Raw genomic sequence first — 23,747 nt, 5'->3', positions numbered from 1 at the left:
GCCCGTACGGGTGAGAGTGTGGTCCCCCGCACCCGTCACGCGTATGCGGGAACCCCCCGGCCACCGCGAGGAGTCGTCCCCTGTATGAGCCCGTACACGTCTGCGCATCCGACCGCCGCCGCCCCGGACGGCTTCGACCCCGGCTCGCTGTGGGAGCGGCTGTCCGGGCTCCAGCCCGCCCCCGACCTGTGGCTGGTGATCGCCACCGGGGTGGCCTCGCTGGTGGCGGTGGGGCCGTGGGCGCTGTGGCGGATCTCCCGCAACGCGATCACCATCGCCCATGAGGGCGGCCACGGGCTGCTCGCGGTGGTCACCGGGCGGCGGCTGGACGGCATCCGGCTGCACTCGGACACCAGCGGGCTGACGGTGAGCCGGGGCAAGCCGACCGGTCTGGGCATGGTGCTGACCGCGGCGGCCGGCTACACGGCGCCCTCGCTGCTGGGCCTCGGCGGCGCCTGGCTGCTGGCCGCGCACCGGATCACCCTGCTGCTGTGGGTGGCCACCGCGCTGTTGCTGGCGCTGCTGGTGATGGTCCGCAACGCCTACGGGATGCTCACCGTGGTGCTGACCGGCGGGGCGTTCGTGCTGGTGTCCTGGCTGACCACCCCGCAGGTGCAGTCGGCGTTCGCGTACGCGGCGGTGTGGTTCCTGCTGCTGGGCGGGGTGCGGCCGGTGTTCGAGCTCCAGCGGAAGCGGCGGCACGGCGGGGCGCCGGACTCGGACGCCGACCAGCTGGCGCGGCTGACGCACGTCCCGGGGGCGATGTGGCTGTTCCTCTTCCACACGGTGTCGCTCTGCTCGCTGATCGGCGGCGGGCGCTGGCTGCTCGGCCTGTAGGGCCGCAACCCGCGATCGTCGGCCCTTCTCACCAGTCGGTCCGGGCTCCGCCCGCCCCCCGGCGCCCGACTAAAGTGAGGGGCATGGCCGACACCCCCGCCCACCTTGATCTCTGGACCGCCCCGCACGCGAGCGGAGCCGTCGACGCGACCGTCACCGTGCCCGGTTCGAAATCGGTCACCAACCGCGCGCTGGTGCTGGCCGCGCTCGCCTCCGAGCCGGGCTGGCTGCGCCGCCCGCTGCGCTCCCGGGACACCCTGCTGATGGCCCAGGCGCTGCGCACCCTGGGCGTGGGCATCGAGGAGGGCGTCGGCCCGGACGGCACCGGTGAGGCCTGGCGGGTCATCCCGGCGCGGCTGCACGGCCCGGCGGCGGTGGACGTCGGCAACGCGGGCACCGTGATGCGCTTCCTGCCGCCGGTGGCCGCGCTGGCCGACGGCGAGGTCCGCTTCGACGGCGACCCGCGCTCCTACGAGCGCCCGCTGCACGGGGTGATCGACGCGCTGCGCGCGCTGGGCGCCCGGATCGACGACGAGGGGCGCGGCGCGCTGCCGCTGACGGTGCACGGCGCCGGGGCGCTGGAGGGCGGCCCGGTGGAGATCGACGCCTCCTCGTCCTCGCAGTTCGTCAGCGCGCTGCTGCTGTCGGCGCCCCGGTTCAACCAGGGCGTGGAGGTGCGGCACACCGGTTCGCGGCTGCCGTCGATGCCGCACATCCGGATGACGGTGGACATGCTGCGGGCGGTCGGCGCGCAGGTGGACGAGCCGGAGACGGGCGGCGAGCCGGATGTGTGGCGGGTGTCCCCGTCGGCGCTGCTGGGCCGGGACCTCACAGTGGAGCCGGACCTGTCCAACGCGCAGCCCTTCCTGGCGGCGGCGCTGGTCACCGGCGGCCGGGTGGTGATCCCGGACTGGCCGGAGCGGACCACCCAGCCCGGTGACGCGCTGCGGGAGATCTTCACCGCGATGGGCGGTTCCTGCGAGCTGACCGAGCAGGGCCTGGTCTTCTCCGGTACGGGCGCGATCCACGGCATCGACGTGGACCTCGGCGAGGTCGGCGAGCTGACCCCGGGGATCGCCGCGGTGGCCGCGCTGGCGGACTCGCCGTCGGTGCTGCGCGGGGTGGCGCATCTGCGGCTGCACGAGACGGACCGGCTGGCCGCGCTGACCAAGGAGATCAACGGCCTGGGCGGCGATGTCACCGAGACCGCCGACGGGCTGGCCATCCGGCCGCGTCCGCTGCGCGGCGGGGTGTTCCACACCTATGACGACCACCGGATGGCGACCGCGGGCGCGGTGATCGGCCTGGCGGTGCCGGGTGTGGAGATCGAGAACGTGGCGACCACCGCGAAGACCCTGCCGGACTTCCCGGCCATGTGGACCGGGATGCTCGGACTGGAGCCCGTGGGAGCGGACCGGAATGCGTAGGGCCTGACGACGATGCGGCGCTACGGCAAGCACACCGACGAGGACGACATCCGCTCCCGCCCCAACCGCAAGGGCAACCGGCCGCGTACCAGCATCCGGCCCAAGCACGAGGACGCCGCCGAGGGCATGGTCCTCACCGTGGACCGGGGCCGGCTGACCTGCCTGGTCGACGGGCGCACGGTGCTGGCGATGAAGGCCCGTGAGCTGGGCCGCAAGGCGGCGGTGGTCGGCGACCGGGTGTCCCTGGTCGGGGACATGTCCGGGAAGAAGGACACCCTGGCCCGGATCGTCCGGATCGGCGAGCGGGAGTCGGTGCTGCGCCGCACCGCGGACGACGACGACCCGTACGAGCGGGTGGTGGTCGCCAACGCCGACCAGCTGGCGGTGGTCACCGCGCTGGCCGACCCCGAGCCGCGGCCGCGGATGATCGACCGCTGCCTGGTGGCCGCGTACGACGGCGGTCTGGAGCCGCTGCTGGTGCTCACCAAGTCCGATCTGGCCTCGCCCAAGGAGCTGCTGGCGATGTACGGGGCGCTGGACATCCCGTATGTCGTCACCAGCCGGGAGGAGCTGTACGAGGGGGACGGCGCCGACCGGGTGCGCGAGCAGCTGGCCGGGCGGACCACCGCCTTCGTCGGCCACTCGGGCGTCGGCAAGACCACCCTGGTCAACGCGCTGGTGGGCGAGGAGCGGCGGCGGGTGACCGGGCAGGTCAACGCGGTCACCGGGCGCGGCCGGCACACCACCACCTCGGCGCTGGCGCTGCCGCTGGCCGGGGCGGACGGCTGGGTGATCGACACCCCGGGGGTGCGGTCCTTCGGGCTGCACCATGTGGACCCGTCCCGGGTGATCCTCGCCTTCCCCGATCTGGTGCCGGGCACCGAGAACTGCCCCCGGGCCTGCGGCCACGACGAGCCGGACTGCGCGCTGGACGCCTATGTGGCGGAGGGGCACGCGGACCCGGCCCGGCTGGAGTCGCTGCGCCGGCTGCTGGCCACCCGCGAGCGGCGCGAGGGCGACTGAGGCGGCCATCGCCCGTACCGCCGCCGGGTGCGACGCGAGATCGGCCGACGGCCGCACGTCCGCCGGGAGGCCGGGGGGCTGTGTGCATACTCGCTGCCACGACGACCGTCGCGGGACGCGGGAGGTACGCACGATGGCGTGGCTGCTGGTGATCGCCGCCGGGCTGCTGGAGACCGGGTTCGCGGTCTGCCTGAAGCTGTCGCAGGGGTTCACCCGGCTCTGGCCCACGGTGGCGTTCGCCGCGTTCGCGCTGGGCAGCTTCGGGCTGCTGACGCTGTCGCTGCGGAAGCTGGACATCGGTCCGGCGTACGCGGTGTGGACCGGCATCGGCGCGGCGGGCACCGCGATCTACGGGATGCTCTTCCTCGGCGACCTGGTCTCCACGTTGAAGATCATCTCCATCTCGCTGGTCATCCTGGGCGTGATCGGGCTCCAGCTCTCCGGCTCCTCGCACTGAGCGCTTCCGCTCCGAGTGCGGGATCCCGTCCGCCGGACGGGTGATCGTCCGCCCCGGGCCCGGGGTTAGAGTCGGAGACATGGCCGACTACCACGATGACCTCCGACTCGCCCATGTGCTGGCCGACGCCGCCGACGCCGCCACCATGGACCGCTTCAAGGCGCTGGACCTGAAGGTCGAGACCAAGCCGGACATGACGCCGGTGAGCGAGGCCGACCGGGCGGCGGAGGAGCTGATCCGGGGCCAGCTGAAGCGGGCGAGGCCCCGGGACTCGGTGCTCGGTGAGGAGTACGGCCAGGAGGGCACCGGCCCGCGCCGCTGGGTGGTCGACCCGATCGACGGCACCAAGAACTACGTGCGCGGGGTGCCGGTGTGGGCGACCCTGATCGCGCTGATGGAGGCCGGTCCGGGGGGCTTCCAGCCGGTGGTGGGGCTGGTCTCGGCCCCGGCGCTGGGCCGCCGCTGGTGGGCGGCGAAGGACCTCGGCGCGTACACCGGCCGGAACCTCACCTCCGCGTCCCGTATCCATGTGTCGAAGGTCGGGGAGCTGTCGGACGCCTCGTTCGGGTACTCCTCGCTGAGCGGCTGGGAGGAGCAGGGCCGCCTGGACGGCTTCCTGGACCTCACCCGGGCCTGCTGGCGCACCCGCGGCTACGGCGACTTCTGGCCGTACATGATGGTCGCCGAGGGTGCGATCGACCTGGCCGCCGAGCCGGAGCTGTCGCTGTGGGACATGGCGGCGCCCGCGGTCGTGGTGCAGGAGGCGGGCGGCGCCTTCACCGGCCTGGACGGGCAGCCGGGCCCGCACAGCGGAAACGCCGCCGCCTCCAACGGGCTGCTCCACGAGGAGCTGCTGGGGTATCTGAACCGCGGGGCGTCGGCCGCCGAGTAGCGGGGTCGCGGTGGCGGGTGTGCGCCGGGGTGCGCGACGCCCGGCCTCCGCCGCCGCCCGGTTCGCCCCGCGCTCCCCCTTGTTGGCTCCGCCGCGGGCTGCCACTCTGAGAGGGACCCCACTTGTGAACTTGTGAACGGTTTCTCATGGGGAGTTCTCCCGAGGGAGGCCGTCCACCAAGGAGGTGGTTCCATCCATGCTCGTCCGTGACGCCATGAGCCCGATCGTGCTGACCGTCGGCCCCGCCCACACCCTGCGCCAGGCCGCCACCCTGATGGCGGCCCGCCGGGTCGGCGCGGCCCTGGTCCTCGATCATGACACCACCGTCCCCGGCACCAGTGGCCTGGGCATACTCACCGAACGGGACATCCTCATCTCGGTCGGCACCGGTCAGAACCCCGACCTGGAATCGGTCGGCGCGCACACCACCAACAACGTGGTCCTCGCGGCGCCCGGCTGGACCCTGGAGCAGGCCGCCGCCGCGATGGCGCACGGCGGCTTCCGCCATCTGATCGTGGTCGACGGCGACGAACCCGCCGGCATCGTCTCGGTCCGGGACATCATCCGCTGCTGGGCCCCCGCCCGCGCCGAGCCCGACCGGCGCCGGACCGCACTGAGCGCCTGAGGCTCCTTTCGGCCGCACCGGATGCACGCCGGAGGGCCGGCCCCCGTGGCGGGGGCCGGCCCTCTTCGTACGGCAAGCGGTCCAGTGCTGGTGATCAGCCGCGCAGGGCCTGGACCGCGGCCTCCAGCCGCTTGCCGTAGTCCTCGTCCGCCTGGCGGAAGTTGTTGATCGCGCGCTCGGCGATGTCCTCGCGCGAGACCTTGGCGATGAAGCCGGAGAGGTTGGCGATCAGGCGCTCCTTCTCCTCCTCGGTCATCAGCCGGTAGAGGTCCCCCGCCTGGACGAAGTCGTTGTCCTCGGCGTGCACCGGGGCCTCGGTCTGCCCGGTGACCCCGGTCACCGGCACCGGCTGCCACAGCGGACGGCCGGTCTGGACCGGACCGCCGAAGCTGTTCGGCTCGTAGTTCTTGGCGCCCTCGTGGCGGCCGTCGTAGAGGAGCCCGTCCCGGCTGTAGGTGCGGGCCTCGGTGGCGTGCGGGCGGTTGACCGGCAGGTGGTCGGCGTTGATGCCGACGCGGTAGCGGTGCGCGTCGCCGTAGCCGAAGAGCCGGCCCTGGAGCATCTTGTCGGGCGAGGGGCCGATACCGGGCACGAAGTGCGCCGGGGAGAAGATCGACTGCTCGACCTCGGCGAAGACGTTCCGCGGGTTGCGGTTGAGCTCCAGCCGGCCCAGCTCGATGACCGGGTAGTCGGCGTGCGGCCACACCTTGGTCAGGTCGAACGGGTTGAAGCGGTAGGTCGCGGCGTCCGCGGCCGGCATGATCTGCACCCCGACGGTCCAGCTCGGGAAGTCGCCCCGCTCGATCGCCTCGCGCAGGTCGCGCTGGTGGGAGTCGGGGTCCTCGCCGGCGAGCCGGTTGGCCTCGTCCTGGGTGAGGTTCCTGATGCCCTGGTCGGTCTTGAAGTGGTACTTGACCCAGAAGACCTCGCCGGCCTCGTTGTTCCACTGGAAGGTGTGCGAGCCGAAGCCGTCCAGGTGGCGGTACGAGGCGGGGATGCCGCGGTCGCCGAAGAGCCAGGTCACCTGGTGGGTGGCCTCGGGCGACAGGCCCCAGAAGTCCCAGACGTTGTCCGCCTCCTGGGAGCCGGTGTACGGGTCGCGCTTCTGGGTGTGGATGAAGTCGGGGAACTTGACGGCGTCCCTGATGAAGAACACCGGGGTGTTGTTCCCGACCAGGTCGTAGTTGCCGTCCTCGGTGTAGAACTTCACCGCGAAGCCGCGCGGGTCGCGCACCGCGTCCGCCGAGCCCAGGTTGCCGGCCACCGTGGAGAAGCGCAGGAAGACCTCGGTCTCCTTGCCGATCCCGGCCAGGAAGCGGGCCCGGGTGTAGCGGCTGAGGTCGGCGGTGACGGTGAAGGTGCCGTACGCGCCGGCGCCGCGGGCGTGCACCACCCGCTCCGGGATGCGCTCGCGGTTGAAGTGGGCGAGCTTCTCCAGCAGCAGCTGGTCTTGGACCAGCACCGGACCGCCGGCGCCCGCGGTCTCGCTGTTCTGGTTGTCGGCGACCGGCGCCCCGGCCTCGGTGGTGAGCCATCCCTGCGTCATCTGCGCCTCCCGCGTCCTGCCCTGCCTTTTCTGGGCTCGATCCTACAATGGACTTTGTCTAAGTCAAGCTCACTTCCAAGACCACACTTGTTCGGACTTAGGTCCCCTTCCTGTTAGGCTGGCTTCATGAGTGACCTGTTGGAACGCCTACGCGGCCGGGGCTGGCGGATGACCGCACAGCGCCGGGTCGTGGCCGAGGTCCTCGACGGGGACCATGTCCACCTCACCGCCGACGAGGTGCACGCCCGTGCCGTGGAACGGCTCCCTGAGATCTCCCGGGCGACCGTCTACAACACGCTCGGCGAGCTGGTCAGCCTGGGCGAGGTGCTGGAGGTCTCCACCGACCGCCGCGCCAAGCGCTACGACCCCAACGCCCACCGCCCGCACCACCACCTGGTCTGCGCGGGCTGCGGCGCCATCCGGGATGTGCACCCCATCGGCAACCCGCTGGCCGACCTGCCGGCCGCCGAGCGCTTCGGCTTCACCGTCTCCGACGTGGAGGTCACCTACCGCGGCCTCTGCCCGGAATGCGCCGCGGCGGCCTGACCCGTACACCCGAGAGCTCGTCCACGCGAAGAGGGGGCGGACCCGAACAACGGGTCCGCCCCCTTCTCGCGTCATCGACGGGGGAATGCCGAAGGCCCGGTCCTGTTTCCAGGACCGGGCCTTCGGTTTCAGTAGCGGGGACAGGATTTGAACCTGCGACCTCTGGGTTATGAGCCCAGCGAGCTACCGAGCTGCTCCACCCCGCGTCGTTGTGTTCACCACCTTACGGGGTCGCCACCGGCCCATGCAAATCGCCGGTCAGCGGCTGGACGGTCAGCGGCGGAACGCGGTGACGTGGTCGGCCGCCCACCGGCGGAACGTTCGCGGCGCCGTCCCGAGGATGTCGGCCACCGCCGTGGTGAGGTACGCGGGCTGCCCGACCGCCGCGCTCCAGGCGGCGAGCAGCATGTCCACGGCCGCGCTGGGCGCCGTGCCCTCCGACACCCTCCGGAACTCGTCCGGGGCCATCTCCCCGAAGACGATCCGCCGCCCCAGGGCGTCAGCGATGACGGCCACCTGCGCGGCCTGGGTCAGCGATTCCGGGCCGGTGAGGACGTAGTCGGCTCCGGCGTGCCCGTCCTGCCAGAGCGTCCGCGCCGCGACGGCCGCGACGTCCCGGTCGTCCACCGGCGCCGTCTCGGCAGCGCCGTAGGGCCACCGGACGGCCTCGCCGGCCCGGATCACCGGCGCCCACCAGGCCAGCGCGTTCGACGCGAGCATCCCCGGCCGGATGACCGTCGACTCCAGCCCGGTGGCCGCGATCAGCCGCTCGATGCCGGCGTGCAGCGTCGCCATGGGATTGGGCTGCCGGAAGAAGGGGTGCGGCGTCTGGTGCGGGGAGGAGAGGAAGACGACCCGCCGCACCTGGGCCGCCAGCCGCTCGACGACCGCCGCGGCGGTCCGAGGCGGGGCGGTCCAGACGAGGAAGACCGCACCGGCACCCCGCAGTGCCGGGTCGAGCGACCCGGGCACGGTGAGGTCGCCGGTGAAGACCTCGACTTCCGCCGGCAGCGTCACCGCCCTCCCGGGGCGACGGGTGAGGGCGCGGACCGGCACGCCCGCGTCGAGGAGCCGGTCGATGACGAGGCGGCCGATCCGGCCCGTCGCCCCGGTGACGAGCACGGGGGGAATGTCTGTCCGATGCATGCCGCTCATGAAAACGTGACCCGGTTAAAAAAGCAACTCGGCAACAAAGGTTACACTGGTCCGATGAGCGAGCCGACGGGGCTGCGGGCCCGCAAGAAGGAGCGAACGCGCGACGCCATCGGCGACGCGGCCGTCTCACTGTTCCTGGAGCACGGCTTCGACCGCGTCTCGGTCAACGACATCGCCGCGGCGGCCGAGGTCTCCAAGCCGACCCTCTTCCGGTACTTCCCCACCAAGGAGGACCTGGTGCTGCACCGGTTCGCGGACCACCAGGGCGAGGCGGCCCGCGTCGTACGCGAGCGCGGGTCCGGCATCGAGCCCGTGACGGCGCTGCACCGGCACTTCCGGGCCGGCCTCGACCGGCACGACCCCGTCACCGGCCTCAACGACCACCCCGAGGTGGTGGCGTTCCACCGGCTGGTGTTCACCACGCCGAGCCTGGCGGGACGGCTCACGCGCTACCAGCTGGAGGACGAGGAGGCGCTGGCGGACGCCCTCGGTGAGGGCGTCCAGGCACATCTGCGAGCCGCCCAGGTGCTCGCGGTCCAACGGGTGCTCGCCCGGACCAACTGGCACAGGATCGCCGACGGTCGCACCGCCGCCGACGTCCACCCCGAGGCCGTGGCCGACGCCGACCTGGCATTCCACCGACTGCGGTGACGGGGGTGGCGCTCCCGTTCGAAGCCGCTTGACCCACAGCCGGCCGGACCGACCGGCCGGACCCGTGGCTCAGGCCGTCAGCTCCTGGTGCAGCGCCTCGCTCAGCCGGGCCGCGCGCTCGGCCACCTCGGCCGGACCCAGCTCCACCGCGCGGGCGCACCAGCGGCGCCCCTCGGCCAGCTCGCCCCGCCGGGCCGCCAGCAGCGCCAGCCGCAGCGCGGCCCGGCCGTGCCCGGCCCGGGCGGCCCGGGTCCACCACAGGCAGGCCTCCCGCTCCTGGCCGTCCCGGGCCAGCAGCAGCCCGAGGTTGAAGGCGCCGTTGCGGCTGCCCGCCTCGGCGGCCTCCCGGTACCAGCGGGCGGCCTGCCGGTTGTCGCCGCGCTGGGCGGCCAGCATGCCGACCCGCACCTGCGCCCGGCGGTGCCCCTGCTCGGCGGCCCGCTCGTACCACTCCTCGCACTCGGTCTTGGGCGCCCGGGACTCGCCGAGCGCCGGGGCGACGGGCCCGGGCTGGCGCGCGTCCAGCACGGTGGCCAGCCGGAACGCGGCCTCCGCGCTGCCGCCGCCGGCCGCGCACCGCAGATGGCGCTCGGCCTCCTGCTCGTCGCCGTCCCGCAGCCGGGCCATGCCGACCTGGAGGGCGGCCTCGGTGTGCCCGGCGGCGGCCGCCCGCTCGTACCAGCGCAGCGCGGTGCCGTCCTCGTCCCGGCCGGCGTGCAGGATGCCCAGGTTGAAGGCGGCGTCCACGCTGCCCGCCTCGGCGGCCTTGGAGAACCAGGGCTCGGCGCCGCCCGGGTCGCCGCCCTGGAGCAGCAGGATGGCCAGCGCGTTGGCCGCCTCCCGGTGCCCGGCGTAGGCGGCGCGGCGGTACCACTGCTCGGCCTGGGCGGTGCGGTTCTGCCCGGCGAACAGCAGGCCCAGGTTGTACGAGCCGTTGACGTCCCCCGCGTCGGTGGCGGCCCGATACCAGCGCTCGGCGGTCTGGTGCTCGCCGCGGGCCGCGTGCAGGGCGCCCAGCGCGTTGGCGGCGTTGCCGTCGCCGTCCTGGGCGGCGCGCAGCCACCACACGGCGGCGCTGTCCTCGTCGCCGGCGTCGCGCAGCAGGAAGCCCAGCGCGCAGGCGGCCCGGGCCTCGCCGTCCTTGGCGGAGGTCAGGTACCAGCGGCCGGCCTCGCGCAGGTCGCCGCGGCGCTCCAGGATGGCGCCCAGGTGGAGGGCGGCCCGGCGGTGGCCGCGGGCGGCGGCCTGCCGGTACCACTGCTCGGCGCTCTCGCCGCCCTGGCCCACCTCGGTGCCCTCGGCGCCGGGGCGCTCGGCGGCCTTGCGGTCCAGGGCGCGGGCGAGCCGGTAGGCGGCCTCCCGGTGGCCCTGCTCGGCGGCGGCCCGCAGCCAGCGCTCGGCGCCCACGTCGGTGCGGTGCTCCAGCAGGTCGGCCAGGGCGTACGCGCCGAGGGCGTGGCCCTGCTCGGCGGACTGGCGCAGCCAGTATTCGGCGGCGGGCTCGTCGCCCCGCTCGCGGTGGTGGCGGCCCAGCGCGTGCGCGGCGGCGGCCGAGCCGGCCACGGCGGCCACCCGCCACCAGCCGGCGGCCTCGTCGGTGTAGCCGCGCTGGTGCAGCAGGACGCCCAGGTTGTTGGCGGCGGCGCGGTCGCCCTCGGCGGTGGCGGCGCGCAGGTACGGCTCGGCGCCGTCCAGGTCGCCGCGGCGCAGCAGCAGCGCGCCGAGCACGCTCATCGAGGCGGTGTCGCCCTCGTCGGCGGCACGGCGGTGGCGGGCCTCGGCCTCCACTGCGGCCTCGGTCCCGTCCAGGGTGACGGCGTCCATGGCGGCGTCACCGGTGGCCGCCGCGGCGGTCCCGGTCTGCCTCTGCACAAAACGCCCTGTCTCCAACAGAGTTGCCCTGTCCCCCATGATTTCCATCGTCGCACCACCCGCTACCCGGGTACACCTGGTATACCGCAGCCAGTGAGGTCACTTCAGCGTTTTGTCGACATGCCCACAGAGAGACAAGTCAAACACGCGGTGGGTCAACTCCGCCCGGCAGGCTGGATCTTCGCACCCCGCACTGACAAACCCTGCCCCGTTGCCGCGGAGTGTCCCGCCCGGATGTCCGAGGTCCCCGTCACATCCCCGCGACGGCATACGACAAGGGCCCGGATCCCTGTCTGGGATCCGGGCCCTCGCCCTTCAGTAGCGGGGACAGGATTTGAACCTGCGACCTCTGGGTTATGAGCCCAGCGAGCTACCGAGCTGCTCCACCCCGCGTCGTTGTGTTCACAACCCTAGCACGGGTGCGGAGCCGCCCCCGACCACCGTCCGGCCCATGACGTGCGCGGACGCCCGGGCCGGGCCCGGGAGGACGGCGGCGGACCGGGCGTGCACACCCCCGGCCCACCGCCGTCCCCACTCAGTCCCCGGCCGGCTTCTCGCCTGCCGCCGGCTTCTCGCTCGCCGCCGGCTTCTCGCCCGTCGCCGGCTTCTCGCCCGCCGCGGGCTTGTCGCCCGTCGCCGAGGCGCCGTCGGCGGCCGGCTTCTCCGCGTCGATCCGGGCGTCCGCCTCGGCGGCCCGCCGCAGCGCCTCGGAGAGGGCCTCCTGCGCCTTGCCGTACGCCGTCCAGTCCTGCTCGGCCAGCGCCGCCTCACCGTCGGAGAACGCCTTCTGGGCGTCCGCGATGGCCTTCTGGAGGGCGGCCTGACCGGTGGCCGGCGGCTGCTCGGTGTCACCGGGCGGCTGGGTCGGCGGTGTCTGGCCGTCCACCCCGAAGACCGCGTTCAGCCCCTGGGCGAGGGTGTCCTCGAACTTGGTGGTGTCCTTGGTCGTGTCGCCCTCGGGCTGGTCGGCGTCCACATATGACACCGCCACCTTCTTCAGCAGCGGGTAGAGCGCGTTGCGCCCCTGCGCGTACACCGGTTCCACGTAGAGGAACCCGCCGTTGAGCGGAACGGTGAGCAGGTTGCCGTACTGGATGTCGGAGTCGGCGCCCCTGAGGTCGCGTACGAACTGGGCGACCGACGGGAGGCTGTTGAGCTTGGACTGCACCTGGGCCGGGCCCGGCACGTCCGAGGTGACTCTCAGCAGCCTTATCTTGCCGTAGTCCGCGCTGTTGGCATCGGCGTCCACGCTCATGAACGCGCCCAGGTTGGGCCGCCCGCTGGGGGTGAACGTCGTGGTCAGCGAGAACTGCTGCTTGTCCTGGCCGGGCATCTTCAGGCTCAGGTAGTACGGCGGGACCGCGTCGCCGTTCTTGTTGGTCGGGTCGTCCGGCACCTGCCAGGCGTCCGAACCGCTGTAGAACTGCGCCGGGTTCTGGATGTGGTAGCGGGTGAGCAGCTCGCGCTGGACCTTGAACATGTCCTGCGGGTAGCGCAGGTGGTCCTTGAGGTCGTCCGCGATGGCGCTCTTGGGCTGGACCGTGTCGGGGAACGCCTTCATCCAGGTCTTCAGGACCGGGTCCTCGGTGTCCCACTGGTACAGCTTCACCGACCCGTCGTAGGCGTCCACGGTGGCCTTGACCGAGTTGCGGATGTAGTTGACCTGGTTCTGCTGGGCGATGACCGCGCGGGTCTGGTTGCCGGAGGTCAGCGAGTCCGCGGTGGTGTCACCGAGGGTGGTGCGCGAGGCGTACGGGTAGCCGTTGGTGGTGGTGTAGGCGTCCACGATCCACTGGATGCGCCCGCCGACGACGGCCGGGTAGGCGTCGCCGTCGATGGTCAGCCAGGGGGCGACGGCCTCGACGCGCTGCTTGGGCGTGCGGTTGTACAGGATCCGCGAGCCGTCGCCGATGGCGCCGGAGTAGAGGATCTGCGGCTCGCTGAAGGAGACCGCGTAGGCCGCCCGGTTGAACGGGTTGGACAGGTCCACCCCGCTCTTGCCCCGGTAGCTGGTGGTCTTCTCGCCCTCGCCGCCGCTGGCGTCGTAGTCGAGCTCCTTCTGCGGGCCGCCGACGATCGAGTACTGCTCGGTCTTCTCGCCGTAGTAGATCCGCTGCTCGTACGTGCCCAGGTCGCCGCTGCTGGGCAGCCCGGACTCGGTGAAGACCGGGGAGCCGTTGGCGTCGACCGAGGTGCCGGTGGCCGCGATGGCCCCGTAGCCGTGGGTGTAGGTGAAGTGGTCGTTGATCCAGTTCCGCTTGGGGATGCCGCGGATGTTCAGCTCACGCAGACCGACGACGGTGTCCTTGCCCTGGTACCGGTCGACGTCGAGCGTGGTCGGGAACTGGTAGTACTTCCGCCGCTGCTCCAGCTGCTGGAAGGTGGGCGAGACGATGTTCGGGTCGAGCAGCCGGTAGCTGGCGGCCGAGTCCGAGTCGGTCCGCAGGACGTTCTTGTCCTTGACCGTGGACTTGCCGCTGTAGTTCTCCGCCTTGGTGTCGGCGATGTCGTAGGCCTTGCGGGTCGCCTCGATGTTCTTCTGGATGTACGGGGCTTCCTTGGCCTGCTCGTTCGGCTGGACCTGGAACTTCTGCACGATCGCCGGGTAGAGCCCGCCGATCAGGACGGCGGAGAGCACCATCAGCCCGAAGCCGATCACCGGCAGCTGCCAGGTGCGGCGCCACAGGGTGGCGAAGAACAGCACCGCGCAGATCACCGCGATGCAGAACAGGATGGTCTTCGCCGGCAGGTAGGCGTTGGCGTCGACGTACCGCAGACCGGTCCAGTTGCCGGTGGCCTTGAAGTCGCTGGACTTCACGGCCAGCCCGTAGCGGTCCAGCCAGTAGGCGACGGCCTTCAGCGCGACGAAGACGCCGAGCAGCACCGACAGATGGCCGGTGGCGGCGGCGGTGGCCCGCGCCCCGGGGCTGGTGACGCGCAACCCGCCGTAGAGGTAGTGCGTCAGCGCGGCGGCGATCAGCGACAGCACCGCCGCCGCGAAGCCGAAGCCGAGCAGGAAGCGGTACCAGGGCAGGTCGAAGGCGTAGAACGACACGTCCAGGTTGAACTGCGGGTCCTTCTGCCCGAAGGGCACGCCGTTGACCCACATCAGCCAGGTCCGCCACTGACCGGAGGCGGTGGCTCCGGCGATCAGCCCGACCAGGGCGGTGATCGCCAGCAGCACCCACTTGCGGTACGGGGCGAGGCCCATCCGGTACCGGTCCAGGCTCTGCTGCTCCAGCGACATCGCGCTCAGCGGCGGGCGCAGCCGGTAGGCCAGCCACATGTTGACGCCGACGGCGAGCGCCATCAGCAGCCCGAAGACCGCGAACAGGCCGACCTTGGTGAGCAGGGTGGTGGTGAAGACGGAGGAGTAGTCCACCGACCGGTACCACAGCCAGTCCGTCCAGAACCCGGCGAACATGACGAAGAGCATGGCCAGGACGGCCAGCACCCCCAGCGTCATGAGCAGGGTACGGGCCCGCCGGGAGGGCCGGCCGACTCTCATCCGTGGCCCGGTCGGGCCTCCGCCGCGGTCCGGCATCTGGAAAGCCAACGTGCGCCCCTTGTGTTCGCGATCGTGTTCTGAAGCGTGCGCGCCGCCTGCGGCGGTGGCGCCGGTGCGGGCCCAGCGATGGTAGAGCCCACTGATGCAACTTACTGAGGCTTTACCTAGTTCCCGCATCCGGGGCGGGAGGAGGCAGGATATTGGCCATGTCCAATGTTTCCCCCTCCGGTCCCCCGATGGCCGCCAGCCCGCTGACCCGCGCCGTGCTGGAGATCGACGAGTACGCGGCCGGTCTCGGCTGGGACCAGCCCGCCCGGCTCTTCGCCCTGGTCGACACCGAGCGGCTGCGCTCCCAGGAGCCCCGGCTCGCCGCCCAGCTCGGTCTGGAAGGTGAGTCGGCCGCCGCTCCGCTGACCCCGATCGAGCAGGACGAGGTGCCCGCCGACCGCCCGCTGGACGAGTTCCTGGGGACGGTGGCCTGGCCGGAGGCGGTGGCCGGGTGCGCGATGACCGTAGAGCGGCTGATGCTGCCGCCGTCCGCCGCGGCCTCGGTGCCGGACGGTCTGGACGAGGCGGGCCTGGCCGCGTGGGTGGCCCGGCACCCGGACCGCCAGGAGGTCCGGATGACGGTGGCGGTGCTGCGGGACGGCGCCCGGGAGTCGGCGCTGCGGCTGCGCGCCAAGGACTCGGCCACCGAGGTGCTGACCGGCTCCGACCTGGTCCCGGGCCTGGCCGACGCGCTGGCCGCGACCTTCGAGGGCTGAGACCGCCGTACGCGAGAAGCGCACGAAGGGGGTACGGGCGGCGACTTTGCCCGTACCCCCTTCGCGTCCCCGATCGTCCTCGGCGTCAGCCCGCCGAGCAGCTCGGCAGTCCGGAGGTCTCGCCGGCCCGGAGCTTCTCCAGCGAGCTCACCGCGCTCTTGAGGTTCTCGACCTTGATCAGGGTGAGCCCGTCGGGGATGTCGGCGGCGGCGGTGGCGCAGTTGTCGGCGGGGGTGAGGAAGTAGCGGGCGCCCGCGTTCCGCGCCCCGACGAGCTTCATGGTGATGCCGCCGATGGGGCCGACCTTGCCCTCGTCGTCGATGGTGCCGGTGCCGGCGATGAACTTGCCGTCGGTGAGGTCGCCGCGGGTCAGCTTGTCCACCAGCCCGAGCGAGAACATCAGCCCGGCGCTGGGCCCGCCCACATCGGCCAGCTTGATGTCGATGGGGAACGGGAAGGTGTGGTCGACCATGGCCTGGATGCCGACGATGGCCCGGCCGCCCTCCTCGGAGGCGGTGGTGGTGAGCACCACCCGCTCGGTGTCGACCGGCTCCCGGCCGGCCTTCTCGGCGGCCGCCGCGTCCTTGGCGGTGACGATGGTGAACTCCACGTCCTGCTTCGGGCGGTGCTTGGTGACCAGCTTGGACACGTCCTGGGGTTGGCGGACCGGCCGGCCGTCCACTTCCTTGATCACGTCGCCGGCGTGCAGGGTGCCCTCGGCGGGGCCGTCCTTCTGCACCGAGCCGACGACCACCTGGGTGGCGACCGGGAGGCCGAGCTGCCCGAGGGCGGCGACCTTGGCGCTCTCCTGGGACTGGCTGAACTCCTCGGCGTTCTCCTGCGTCGACTGCTCCTCGGTCTTGCCGTCCGGGTAGAGCGTCTCGTGCGGTACCACCACGCTGTCGTGGGCGATCCAGCCGTAGACGGCCTCCGGCAGGTTCATCCGGTAGTCCGCGCCGGTGACCCTGACCGTGGTCATGTTGAGGTGACCGGTGGTGGGGTAGGTCTTGCGGTCGGAGATCTGGAGCACCGGCTCGCCGCGCGCCTCACCCAGGGTGTTCACGGTGGGGCCGGGGCTCATCTCGGAGTACGGCACCGGGAAGAAGACGCCCGCGCAGAGCAGCGCGATCAGGATGAGGGTCGAGGCGAGCATCGTCGCGGTGCGGCGTGGCATGGAACGACAGTACGGGACCGGCCTGTGTGTGCACCCCCGGGGCCGGTCCGTCCGGGGCGGGGACGCGGCGGGGACGCACGGCTACGCGCGTACGCGGGTCAGACCGGTTCGCCGTCGGAGTGGACCTTCTCCATGGCGCTGCTCTCCATGGCGTCGCGGAAGCGGGCGTACCCCGCGAGTTCGGCGACATCGCCGGTGGTGCGGTCGCGGGAGGCCCAGCCTCCCCATATCGCAGCGCCGACGGCGGCGAACAGCGGAATCAGCAACCAGGCCAGAACTGCCATCACGACCTCCCGTCCCCAGTGTGCCGAGCAGTACCCCGCCGTCGGCATGCGCCGCGGGAATCCGAGCGGCATGCATACAAGCGGCTGACTGCATCAGCAGATTAGCCCTTCACGCCTACAACGCTGGTGCCCGGGGGCGGGTTACGCAAATCGGTCGTCCGCCCGCCGTCCGGGTGGTGTCCACGGGGCGGGTACGAGGCGGACGGGCGCGGGGACGCCGGGAAGGCCGCCGGCCGAGGGGGCGTACCGGTGCGCGGGGCGGCGCACCCTACCTCAGCAGGCGCCGACCCACTCCTCGGTGCCGTCCGAGAAACGCTGGTGTTTCCAGATCGGCACCTCGTGCTTGAGGTCGTCGATCAGCTTCCGGCAGGCCGCGAAGGCCTCCGCGCGGTGCGGGCAGGAGACGGCGACCACCACCGCGAGCTCGCCGACCGCGAGCTCGCCGACCCGGTGCACCGCGGCCAGGGCGCGGACCGGGTGGTCGGCGGCCACCTTCTCGGCGACCCGGCGCAGCTCGGCCAGGGCGGTGGGGTGGCCGGAGTAGCCGAGGGCGTCCACGTCGGCGCCGCCGTCGTGGTCGCGCACGGTGCCGACGAAGAGCGCGGTGCCGCCGGCCGCGTCGTCCCCGACGGCCCGGAAGACCTCGTCCAGGGAGAGCGGGGTGTCCCGGATGTCCAGCAGCCGGATCGGGTCCGCGGCCGCGTACTCGCCGGGGTGCTCGTGCGTAGGTGCCATACCGCCATCGTGCCGCACCGCACCGGCCAGGCGGAATTGCGCGTTCGCCCGGCCCGGGCGGCCCCGCCCTTGGAGCCTCCTACAGGGGCGCGGAGGGGCAGCCTCCGTGCGGCGGGGCCGCCCCATCCCGTACCGCCGGACCGCGGTCCTAGATCCCGCGCCTGCGGCGGGCCCTGCGCACCAGGGCGGCGGTGCCGAGCAGGGCGACGGTGGCACCCGCGGCGGCCGGGGCGATGGCGTCCTTGGCGCCGAGCCGCCGGCCCGCGACCGTGTGTCGTCCCTCGGCCTCCGCCAACAGCGCCGCCAGCACCTCCTCGTTGGTCCACTTGGCCCGCCAGCCCGCGTCGTGCAGCCGGCCGACGCTGACCACCCAGGGGTGCATGGTGTACGCGAGGTCGCCGGCCGGGGACGGGGTGAGCCCGATCCGGTGCAGCCGGGCGGCGGCGCCCAGGGCGACCGCGGACGGCAGCTCCATCCGCCGGATGCCGCTCAGCTGCTCGACGTCCTCCTGCTCCAGCCAGCCGTCGCAGCCGACCGCGAACTCGCCCTCGACCTTCTCCAGGGCCGCGTACTCCAGCGCGCTGACCAGGTCCTCGACATGGCAGAACTGCCAGGCGGGGCGGGATCCGGCGACCACCAGCAGCCGCGGCGACTCGAAGTAGCGGGTCAGCGCGGTGTCGGTGCCGCCGACCAGCACGGCCGGGCGCACCACGGTGACGTTCAGCCCCGGGTGGGCGCGCGGCGCCCGGCGGGCCAGGCGCTCGATCTCCAGCAGGTCGCCGACCCCGGTGGCCTCGGCGGTGGCCCGCAGCTCGGCGTCCTCGGAGAGCGGGATGTCGTTGTCGGGCAGCGCCCCGTACACCATCGCCGAGGTGCAGAGCACCACCCGGCGCACCCCGGCGGCGGCCGCCGCGGTCAGCACGGTCTGGGTGCCGCGTACGTTGAACGCGGTGCGGGCGGCCGGGTCGGTCTCCAGGTCGAGGTCGAGCGCCAGGTGCACCACCACGTCCGCGCCGCGCAGCTTCTCGGCGATCGCCGGGTCGCGCACGTCCAGCACATGCCACTGCGCCTCGGCGCACTCGCCGCGCCGCTCGTCGATCGCGAGGACCTTTCTGACCTCCCCGGACGCGGCCAGGCGGCGGGTCAGCAGCTCGCCGGCGCCGGAGGCGGCGCCGGTGACCGCGACGACGGGGCCCCGGCCGGCGGGCTGGGTGGAAGCGTTTCGCGCAGCGCGAACCTGCGGATCTGGGGAACTCACCGGGCGTCTCCAGCGGTTGTCTTCAGTACGTATGTATATGACGCGTACGTACCAGGTGGCGTCCATCCTGCCGCAGGCCGGGGCCCGGCGGAGCACCGAGCCCCGGGCGTGCCCTCCGCGCCCGTACGCCGGGCCCCTCGCGGGTGGCGGGCGAGGACCTAGGCTGGGTGGAGAAGTCGGGCAGTCCCGCCGCCGGCAGAAGCCGGCGGCCCTACGAGCCGAGGAACCCCGTGAGTGACACCCCATTCGGATTCGGCCTTCCGCCGGAGGAGCCGGAGGACGGCGACGACGGCAAGAAGAAGGGAGGCACCGGTGGTGGCCAGGGCGGTGGCCAGGGCGGCGGGGACAACCCGTTCGGCTTCGGCGGCCTGCCGGGCGGCTTCCCCGGTGGCCAGGGCGGGGACAACCCGTTCGCCGCGATGTTCGGCGCGATGAACCCGGGCGACCTCGGCGCGGCCTTCCAGCAGCTCGGGCAGATGCTCAGCTACGAGGGCGGCCCGGTCAACTGGGACATGGCCAAGCAGATCGCCCGCCAGACCGTCGCCCAGGGCACCGCGGACGGCACCAAGGACGCCAGCGTCGGCCCGGCTGAGCGGGCGGCCGTCGAGGAGGCGGTGCGGCTGGCCGACCTGTGGCTGGACGGGGTGACCTCGCTGCCGTCCGGAGCGAGCACGGCGGTGGCGTGGAGCCGCGCCGAGTGGGTGGAGGCCACGCTTCCGGCCTGGCAGCAGCTGGTCGACCCGGTCGCCGAGCGGGTCGGCACGGCGATGGGCGATGTGCTGCCCGAGGAGATGCAGGCCATGGCGGGCCCGCTGATCGGCATGATGCGCTCCATGGGCGGCGCCATGTTCGGCCAGCAGATCGGGCAGGCCGTGGGCACCCTGGCCGGTGAGGTGGTCGGCTCCACCGACGTCGGGCTGCCGCTGGGCCCGGCCGGCAAGGCGGCGCTGCTGCCGCTGAACGTGGCCGCCTTCGGCAAGGACCTGGGCGTCTCCGAGGAGGAGGTCCGGCTCTACCTGGCGCTGCGCGAGGCCGCCCACCAGCGGCTGTTCGCCCATGTCCCGTGGCTGCGGGCGCACCTGTTCGGCGCGGTCGAGGGGTACGCGCGCGGGATCAAGGTGGACACCTCCAAGCTGGAGGACGCGGTGTCCGGGCTCGACCCGTCGAACCCGGAACAGCTCCAGGAAGCCCTCCAGCAGGGCATGTTCCAGCCGGAGGACACCCCCGAGCAGAAGGCGGCGCTGGCCCGGCTGGAGACGGCGCTGGCGCTGGTCGAGGGCTGGGTGGACGCGGTGGTGCACGAGGCCGCCAAGTCCCGGCTGACCTCGGCGGGCGCGCTGCGCGAGACGCTGCGCCGGCGGCGCGCCTCGGGCGGTCCGGCGGAGCAGACCTTCGCCACCCTGATCGGTCTGGAGCTGCGGCCGCGCCGGCTGCGGGACGCCTCCCGGCTGTGGGCCTCGCTCACCGACGCCCGGGGGGTGGACGGCCGGGACCACCTGTGGGAGCACCCGGACAACCTCCCCACCGCCTCCGACCTGGACGACCCGGACGGCTTCGTCCACCGCGAGCACCTGGACTTCTCCGAGCTGGACAAGATGCTCGGCGAGGCCGCGGGCGGGTCCAAGCCCGGCCAGGACCAGGGCGGCGATGCCCCCGGCGGCACGGACGAGGACAAGGGCGACAGCGAGAAGTGACCCTGCACGACGACGCGGCCCTGGTCCTCAAGGCGTACGAGGGCCGGGGCGAGCACCAGTCCGCGCTGCGCCGGATCTACCTGGACCATCTGGCGGCCCACCCCGACGCCCTGTGGAAGGCCTGCGACTCCGGGCATCTCACGGCGAGCGCGCTGGTGGTCGACCCGGAGCGCGGCCGGGTGCTGCTGACCCTGCACCGCAAGCTCGGCAGGTGGCTGCAGATGGGCGGCCACTGCGAGCCCGGTGACGCCTCGCTGGCGGCGGCCGCGCTGCGCGAGGCGACCGAGGAGTCCGGAGTGTCCGGGCTGGCGCTGCTGCCCGGCGGCCCGCTGCGGCTGGACCGGCACACCATTCCGGCGCCCTGCCACTGGCACCTGGATGTGCAGTACGCGGCGATCGCCCCGCCGGACGCGGTGGTGGCGATCAGCGACGAGTCGCTGGACCTGCGCTGGTTCGGCTACCAGGAGGTGGCCGAGGTCGCCGACGACTCGGTGGTCCGCCTGGTGGCGGCGGCCCGGGCGGCCCTGGCCGGCTGACCGTACGGCGATGCCCGTACGGGGAGGGGGACGGCCCCGTCACCGGGACCGTCCCCCTCCCCGTACCTCTCATGCGGCCGCCGGCCGCCGCCCCGCTCAGTTCCAGGCGTTGTTCTGGTTCTGGGCGTGCGAGCCGTGCTGCCCGGCGCCGAACTGGGCGCGCACGCCCTGGCCGATGTCGGCGTGCTGCGGCGGCATGACCTCGCTGGGCTGGACGAGGGCGAAGCCCTGGCCCATGAAGCTCAGCTCCCAGCCCTCCCCGGTGTCGCCGCGGCGGCGGCGCACGCTGGAGGAATGGGTCTGCGCCTGCATCTGCACCCGCAGCCCGGAGGACCAGGCCACGATGGCGTCCGCGTCCACGTTGACGTAGGTCTCGGGCGTGACCCGCATCATCAGCGGCTGGCCGGAGGTCATCAGGGCGACCTGGCCGCGGCCGGAGATGTTCAGCTGGTATTTGCCGGAGCCGGAGATGCCGTACTGGCTGTCCACGGCGATGACCTCGGTGTGCAGGGTGGAGTCGAGCGCCAGCACATAGGCGCTGTCCACGGTCAGGCCGTCCTGGTCGACGTCCACCACATGGATGTACTGCGCCAGGTTGGCCAGGTAGACGGTGCCCTGGCCGGAGCAGCGCATCAGGTCCAGGCCCTCGCCGGTGCGGGCCCGGGCCCGGCGCTGGGTGCCGGTCTGCACCTCGCCGTCGAAGTCGACCAGGCCCTGGTAGGCGACCATGGCGCCCTTGCGGGCGAGGACGTCGTCATGGCCGGTGAGGGCGACCCGCAGCAGCTGCGGGTTCTGCACCGCGTAGCGGTCCTGGGTCTGCTGCTCGGTGTAGCTGAAAAGCGGGCTCTGCATGATCTGTTCCGCTCCCCCTCAGCCCCGGACCCGGAGCCGGTCGGTACTGTCCTCGCTCGGCTGTACGACGACGATGCCCTGGCCGGAGAAGGCCATCTGGTAGGCCTCCCCGCTGCCCCGCCCGATCAGGGAGGAGGCCTTGAAGCTGCGCTTGCCCTTGACCTTCAGCGACGGCGACCAGGCGACCAGCGCGTCCGGATCGACATAGGTCTCGTCGTCGCCGCGTCCGCAGTCGACGACGATCGGGGTGCCGCGGGAGGTGAGCGCCACCCAGCCGGTGCCGGCGATCTGCACGTTCCACAGGCCCTGGCCGGCGAACTTGGCCATGCCCTTGACCTTCTCCACACCCCACTGGAGGTGGGCGTCGAAGGCGAGGAGGTTGGTGCCGTTGACCGAGAGCGCGTCGTTGTCGAGGTTGACGACCACGACGTCGGCTCCGTAGTCGGCGAGGTAGAGCAGGCCGTCTCCGGTGCACTTCATGATCGGCGCGCCCTCGCCGGTCACCCAGGAGGAGGCGATCTGCCGGACGGCGGGCGGGTTGGGCTCGTAGGTGACGAAGCCCTCGTAGGCGACGACGGAGCCGGTGCGGGCGTAGAGGTCCTGGCCGGAGGCCATGGCGACCTTGAGCATGGCGCGGCCGTGGTTCTCCATCCGGGCCGCCACCGGGGTGGGGGCGTAGCCCGCGAGCTGCTGGTTCATGATCCGGGCTCCCTTTAGACCTCGTAGGGCTGGACGACGATGAAGTTGCCGGGGGCGCCCCGGAACTGGAGGTTGACGGTCTCACCGCTGTGGCCCGGGTAGGCGTTGCGCCGCAGCCGGACCTGGCTGGAGAGCACCACCTGGGAGGCGGCCGACCAGGCGACGACCGCGTTGCAGTCGGCGAAGGTGGTCGGGGTGACGGGGAGGACCACCGGGGTGCCGTGGGTCTTGACGATCACGGTGCCGGTGCCCTGGAAGAGCATGGTGAACAGCGCCCCGCCGGGGATGCCGTGGCCCTCGATGCGGCGCACCTCGTGGTGCAGCGACTCGTCGAAGGCGAGGACGTTCTCGGCGGAGACGCAGATCCCGTCGCCCTGGAGCTCGATGGGGTGCAGATGGGCGCTGTCCTCGGCGAGGAAGACCTGCCCCCGGCCGGAGCAGCGCATCAGCTGCATCTCCTGACCGGTGGCGTTGCCGACGATGCGGCCGCTGAAGCCGGCGCCCTTGTAACCGAACTCGACCTTGCCCTGGTACATCACCATGCTGCCCTGGCGGGCCAGCACGGGCGTGCCGCCCATGGCGAGGTCGACCCGCATCAGCTGCTGGTTCTGCGGGGTCCAGCGCTGCCCGGTGGGGGTCTCGCGGTACTTCTGCAGGGCGGCGGCGAGCCCGGGGCCGCCGGGCTGCCCGCCCTGCGGGACGCCGTACTGGCCTCCGCCGCCGGGCGGCTGCTGCCCGAAGGGGGCGGGCTGCCCCTGGCCGTACGGGGCGGGCTGGCCGTAGCCGCCGGACTGCGGGTACCCGTAGCCGCCGGGTGCGGGCGGCTGGCCCTGCCCGGGCACCTGCCCGTACGGCGGGGTGTGGCCGCCGGGCGCGGCGGGGGGCTGCCCGTAGGGCCCCTGCGGGGGCTGCCCGTGCGGTGCGGGCGCCGGGGGCACCAGCGGGGCGGCCATGGTGGGGGCCGAGTGCATGGGCTGCCCCGGCGCGGGCTGGCCGTGCGGCGGGGTGCCGTACCCCGCCGGGGCGGGCGGCGGTGGCGGGGGTGCGTTGAAGGAGGGGGCCGGGGTCTGCTGGCCGACCGGGGCGCCGAAGGACGGGGCGGGGGCGGGGGGGGCGGGGGGGGGGGGGGGGGGGGGGGGGGGGGGGGGGGGGGGGGGGCGGGGGGGGGGGGGGAGGCAGGACGCGGCGTGGGTGGGGCCGGCTAGCAGGTCG

Annotated in this window: 22 protein-coding genes and 2 tRNA genes; 11 read left to right on the top strand and 13 right to left on the bottom strand. The window is 73.1% G+C overall.

Going from position 1 to position 23,747, the window contains the following annotated elements; all coding sequences use genetic code 11:
• Positions 1 to 84 precede the first annotated feature (84 nt).
• From M1O15_RS08045 to M1O15_RS08020, 6 genes are all read left to right on the top strand, one after another.
• The gene (locus tag M1O15_RS08045; RefSeq protein WP_248632577.1) at positions 85 to 837 is read left to right on the top strand and encodes a M50 family metallopeptidase; all 753 of its coding nucleotides are present in this window, start codon (positions 85 to 87) and stop codon (positions 835 to 837) included.
• Positions 838 to 920: 83 nt separating this feature from the next.
• Positions 921 to 2,264 carry a 3-phosphoshikimate 1-carboxyvinyltransferase gene (aroA, locus tag M1O15_RS08040; protein ID WP_248632576.1) on the top strand — a complete coding sequence of 448 codons (1,344 nt, stop codon included), beginning with the start codon at positions 921 to 923 and terminating at the stop codon, positions 2,262 to 2,264.
• Positions 2,265 to 2,276: 12 nt separating this feature from the next.
• On the top strand, positions 2,277 to 3,287 hold the full coding sequence (gene rsgA, locus M1O15_RS08035; RefSeq protein WP_248632575.1) for a ribosome small subunit-dependent GTPase A: 1,011 nt from the start codon (positions 2,277 to 2,279) through the stop codon (positions 3,285 to 3,287).
• 133 nt (positions 3,288 to 3,420) lie between these two features.
• Positions 3,421 to 3,744 carry a DMT family transporter gene (locus M1O15_RS08030; protein WP_248632574.1) on the top strand — a complete coding sequence of 108 codons (324 nt, stop codon included), beginning with the start codon at positions 3,421 to 3,423 and terminating at the stop codon, positions 3,742 to 3,744.
• A 79-nt stretch (positions 3,745 to 3,823) separates the two neighbouring features.
• The gene (gene hisN / locus M1O15_RS08025) at positions 3,824 to 4,636 is read left to right on the top strand and encodes a histidinol-phosphatase (RefSeq protein ID WP_248632573.1); all 813 of its coding nucleotides are present in this window, start codon (positions 3,824 to 3,826) and stop codon (positions 4,634 to 4,636) included.
• 196 nt (positions 4,637 to 4,832) lie between these two features.
• Complete coding sequence (locus M1O15_RS08020) at positions 4,833 to 5,261, top strand: CBS domain-containing protein (protein WP_248632572.1); 429 nt, start codon at positions 4,833 to 4,835, stop codon at positions 5,259 to 5,261.
• A gap of 94 nt (positions 5,262 to 5,355) precedes the next feature.
• On the opposite strand, the gene M1O15_RS08015 is transcribed toward M1O15_RS08020, so the two are convergent.
• On the bottom strand, positions 5,356 to 6,807 hold the full coding sequence (locus tag M1O15_RS08015) for a catalase (protein ID WP_248632571.1): 1,452 nt from the start codon (positions 6,805 to 6,807) through the stop codon (positions 5,356 to 5,358).
• 126 nt (positions 6,808 to 6,933) lie between these two features.
• Here M1O15_RS08015 and M1O15_RS08010 point away from each other — a divergent pair, with 126 nt between their 5' ends.
• Entirely contained in the window at positions 6,934 to 7,353 is a 420-nt protein-coding gene (locus M1O15_RS08010) for a Fur family transcriptional regulator (protein WP_248632570.1), read from the top strand.
• A 132-nt stretch (positions 7,354 to 7,485) separates the two neighbouring features.
• On the opposite strand, the gene M1O15_RS08005 is transcribed toward M1O15_RS08010, so the two are convergent.
• Both M1O15_RS08005 and M1O15_RS08000 read right to left on the bottom strand, forming a co-directional pair.
• Positions 7,486 to 7,559: transfer RNA gene (locus M1O15_RS08005), tRNA-Met, on the bottom strand.
• 67 nt (positions 7,560 to 7,626) lie between these two features.
• The gene (locus M1O15_RS08000) at positions 7,627 to 8,475 is read right to left on the bottom strand and encodes an SDR family oxidoreductase (RefSeq protein ID WP_248632569.1); all 849 of its coding nucleotides are present in this window, start codon (positions 8,473 to 8,475) and stop codon (positions 7,627 to 7,629) included.
• An 87-nt stretch (positions 8,476 to 8,562) separates the two neighbouring features.
• On the opposite strand from M1O15_RS08000, the gene M1O15_RS07995 reads away from it, so the two are divergent.
• Entirely contained in the window at positions 8,563 to 9,159 is a 597-nt protein-coding gene (locus tag M1O15_RS07995) for a TetR/AcrR family transcriptional regulator (protein WP_248632568.1), read from the top strand.
• Positions 9,160 to 9,228: 69 nt separating this feature from the next.
• Here the strand turns inward: M1O15_RS07995 and M1O15_RS07990 are convergent, their stop codons facing one another.
• From M1O15_RS07990 to M1O15_RS07980, 3 genes are all read right to left on the bottom strand, one after another.
• Positions 9,229 to 11,079, bottom strand: a complete 1,851-nt coding sequence (locus M1O15_RS07990; protein ID WP_248632567.1) for a tetratricopeptide repeat protein — start codon at positions 11,077 to 11,079, stop codon at positions 9,229 to 9,231.
• 271 nt (positions 11,080 to 11,350) lie between these two features.
• Positions 11,351 to 11,424, bottom strand: a tRNA-Met gene (locus M1O15_RS07985).
• Positions 11,425 to 11,566: 142 nt separating this feature from the next.
• A complete protein-coding gene (locus M1O15_RS07980; RefSeq protein WP_248632770.1) occupies positions 11,567 to 14,575 on the bottom strand; it encodes a UPF0182 family membrane protein in 3,009 nt (1,002 codons plus the stop codon).
• Between the two features lie 170 nt (positions 14,576 to 14,745).
• Here M1O15_RS07980 and M1O15_RS07975 point away from each other — a divergent pair, with 170 nt between their 5' ends.
• Complete coding sequence (locus M1O15_RS07975) at positions 14,746 to 15,303, top strand: PPA1309 family protein (RefSeq protein ID WP_248632566.1); 558 nt, start codon at positions 14,746 to 14,748, stop codon at positions 15,301 to 15,303.
• An 85-nt stretch (positions 15,304 to 15,388) separates the two neighbouring features.
• Here the strand turns inward: M1O15_RS07975 and M1O15_RS07970 are convergent, their stop codons facing one another.
• The 4 genes from M1O15_RS07970 to M1O15_RS07955 all read right to left on the bottom strand — a co-directional run bounded on the left by M1O15_RS07970 (position 15,389) and on the right by M1O15_RS07955 (position 18,754).
• On the bottom strand, positions 15,389 to 16,477 hold the full coding sequence (locus M1O15_RS07970; RefSeq protein ID WP_248632565.1) for a YlbL family protein: 1,089 nt from the start codon (positions 16,475 to 16,477) through the stop codon (positions 15,389 to 15,391).
• Positions 16,478 to 16,575: 98 nt separating this feature from the next.
• Positions 16,576 to 16,761, bottom strand: a complete 186-nt coding sequence (locus M1O15_RS07965; protein ID WP_248632564.1) for a hypothetical protein — start codon at positions 16,759 to 16,761, stop codon at positions 16,576 to 16,578.
• A 273-nt stretch (positions 16,762 to 17,034) separates the two neighbouring features.
• Positions 17,035 to 17,496, bottom strand: coding sequence for a molybdenum cofactor biosynthesis protein MoaE (locus M1O15_RS07960; RefSeq protein WP_248632563.1), 462 nt, complete (start codon positions 17,494 to 17,496; stop codon positions 17,035 to 17,037).
• A gap of 148 nt (positions 17,497 to 17,644) precedes the next feature.
• Positions 17,645 to 18,754, bottom strand: coding sequence for an SDR family oxidoreductase (locus M1O15_RS07955; RefSeq protein ID WP_248632562.1), 1,110 nt, complete (start codon positions 18,752 to 18,754; stop codon positions 17,645 to 17,647).
• 230 nt (positions 18,755 to 18,984) lie between these two features.
• Here M1O15_RS07955 and M1O15_RS07950 point away from each other — a divergent pair, with 230 nt between their 5' ends.
• Positions 18,985 to 20,448, top strand: a complete 1,464-nt coding sequence (locus tag M1O15_RS07950; RefSeq protein WP_248632561.1) for a zinc-dependent metalloprotease — start codon at positions 18,985 to 18,987, stop codon at positions 20,446 to 20,448.
• Complete coding sequence (locus tag M1O15_RS07945) at positions 20,445 to 20,984, top strand: NUDIX hydrolase (RefSeq protein WP_248632560.1); 540 nt, start codon at positions 20,445 to 20,447, stop codon at positions 20,982 to 20,984. Before M1O15_RS07950 ends, M1O15_RS07945 begins: the two co-directional genes overlap by 4 nt.
• Before the next feature lie 96 nt (positions 20,985 to 21,080).
• On the opposite strand, the gene M1O15_RS07940 is transcribed toward M1O15_RS07945, so the two are convergent.
• From M1O15_RS07940 to M1O15_RS07930, 3 genes are all read right to left on the bottom strand, one after another.
• Positions 21,081 to 21,836, bottom strand: coding sequence for an AIM24 family protein (locus tag M1O15_RS07940; protein ID WP_248632559.1), 756 nt, complete (start codon positions 21,834 to 21,836; stop codon positions 21,081 to 21,083).
• 18 nt (positions 21,837 to 21,854) lie between these two features.
• The gene (locus M1O15_RS07935) at positions 21,855 to 22,535 is read right to left on the bottom strand and encodes an AIM24 family protein (RefSeq protein ID WP_248632558.1); all 681 of its coding nucleotides are present in this window, start codon (positions 22,533 to 22,535) and stop codon (positions 21,855 to 21,857) included.
• 14 nt (positions 22,536 to 22,549) lie between these two features.
• Positions 22,550 to 23,747: AIM24 family protein (locus M1O15_RS07930; protein ID WP_248632557.1), on the bottom strand; the 1,198-nt coding region annotated here is incomplete at its 5' end.

Source organism: Streptomyces lichenis (assembly GCF_023218175.1).
GTDB lineage: Bacteria > Actinomycetota > Actinomycetes > Streptomycetales > Streptomycetaceae > Streptomyces > Streptomyces lichenis.
The sequence above is the reverse complement of the archived record's forward strand: the minus strand, read 5'-3'. Positions and strand labels throughout refer to the sequence as shown.

Excerpts from the sequence above, each read along its gene's own strand:
- M1O15_RS08045 (WP_248632577.1), top strand. The coding sequence starts at position 85 with ATGAGCCCGTACACGTCTGCGCATCCGACCGCCGCCGCCCCGGACGGC.
- aroA (WP_248632576.1), top strand. The coding sequence starts at position 921 with ATGGCCGACACCCCCGCCCACCTTGATCTCTGGACCGCCCCGCACGCG.
- rsgA (WP_248632575.1), top strand. The coding sequence starts at position 2,277 with ATGCGGCGCTACGGCAAGCACACCGACGAGGACGACATCCGCTCCCGC.
- M1O15_RS08030 (WP_248632574.1), top strand. The coding sequence starts at position 3,421 with ATGGCGTGGCTGCTGGTGATCGCCGCCGGGCTGCTGGAGACCGGGTTC.
- hisN (WP_248632573.1), top strand. The coding sequence starts at position 3,824 with ATGGCCGACTACCACGATGACCTCCGACTCGCCCATGTGCTGGCCGAC.
- M1O15_RS08020 (WP_248632572.1), top strand. The coding sequence starts at position 4,833 with ATGCTCGTCCGTGACGCCATGAGCCCGATCGTGCTGACCGTCGGCCCC.
- M1O15_RS08015 (WP_248632571.1), bottom strand. The coding sequence starts at position 6,807 with ATGACGCAGGGATGGCTCACCACCGAGGCCGGGGCGCCGGTCGCCGAC.
- M1O15_RS08010 (WP_248632570.1), top strand. The coding sequence starts at position 6,934 with ATGAGTGACCTGTTGGAACGCCTACGCGGCCGGGGCTGGCGGATGACC.
- M1O15_RS07995 (WP_248632568.1), top strand. The coding sequence starts at position 8,563 with ATGAGCGAGCCGACGGGGCTGCGGGCCCGCAAGAAGGAGCGAACGCGC.
- M1O15_RS07990 (WP_248632567.1), bottom strand. The coding sequence starts at position 11,079 with ATGGAAATCATGGGGGACAGGGCAACTCTGTTGGAGACAGGGCGTTTT.
- M1O15_RS07980 (WP_248632770.1), bottom strand. The coding sequence starts at position 14,575 with ATGCCGGACCGCGGCGGAGGCCCGACCGGGCCACGGATGAGAGTCGGC.
- M1O15_RS07975 (WP_248632566.1), top strand. The coding sequence starts at position 14,746 with ATGTCCAATGTTTCCCCCTCCGGTCCCCCGATGGCCGCCAGCCCGCTG.
- M1O15_RS07970 (WP_248632565.1), bottom strand. The coding sequence starts at position 16,477 with ATGCCACGCCGCACCGCGACGATGCTCGCCTCGACCCTCATCCTGATC.
- M1O15_RS07965 (WP_248632564.1), bottom strand. The coding sequence starts at position 16,761 with ATGGCAGTTCTGGCCTGGTTGCTGATTCCGCTGTTCGCCGCCGTCGGC.
- M1O15_RS07960 (WP_248632563.1), bottom strand. The coding sequence starts at position 17,496 with ATGGCACCTACGCACGAGCACCCCGGCGAGTACGCGGCCGCGGACCCG.
- M1O15_RS07940 (WP_248632559.1), bottom strand. The coding sequence starts at position 21,836 with ATGCAGAGCCCGCTTTTCAGCTACACCGAGCAGCAGACCCAGGACCGC.
- M1O15_RS07935 (WP_248632558.1), bottom strand. The coding sequence starts at position 22,535 with ATGAACCAGCAGCTCGCGGGCTACGCCCCCACCCCGGTGGCGGCCCGG.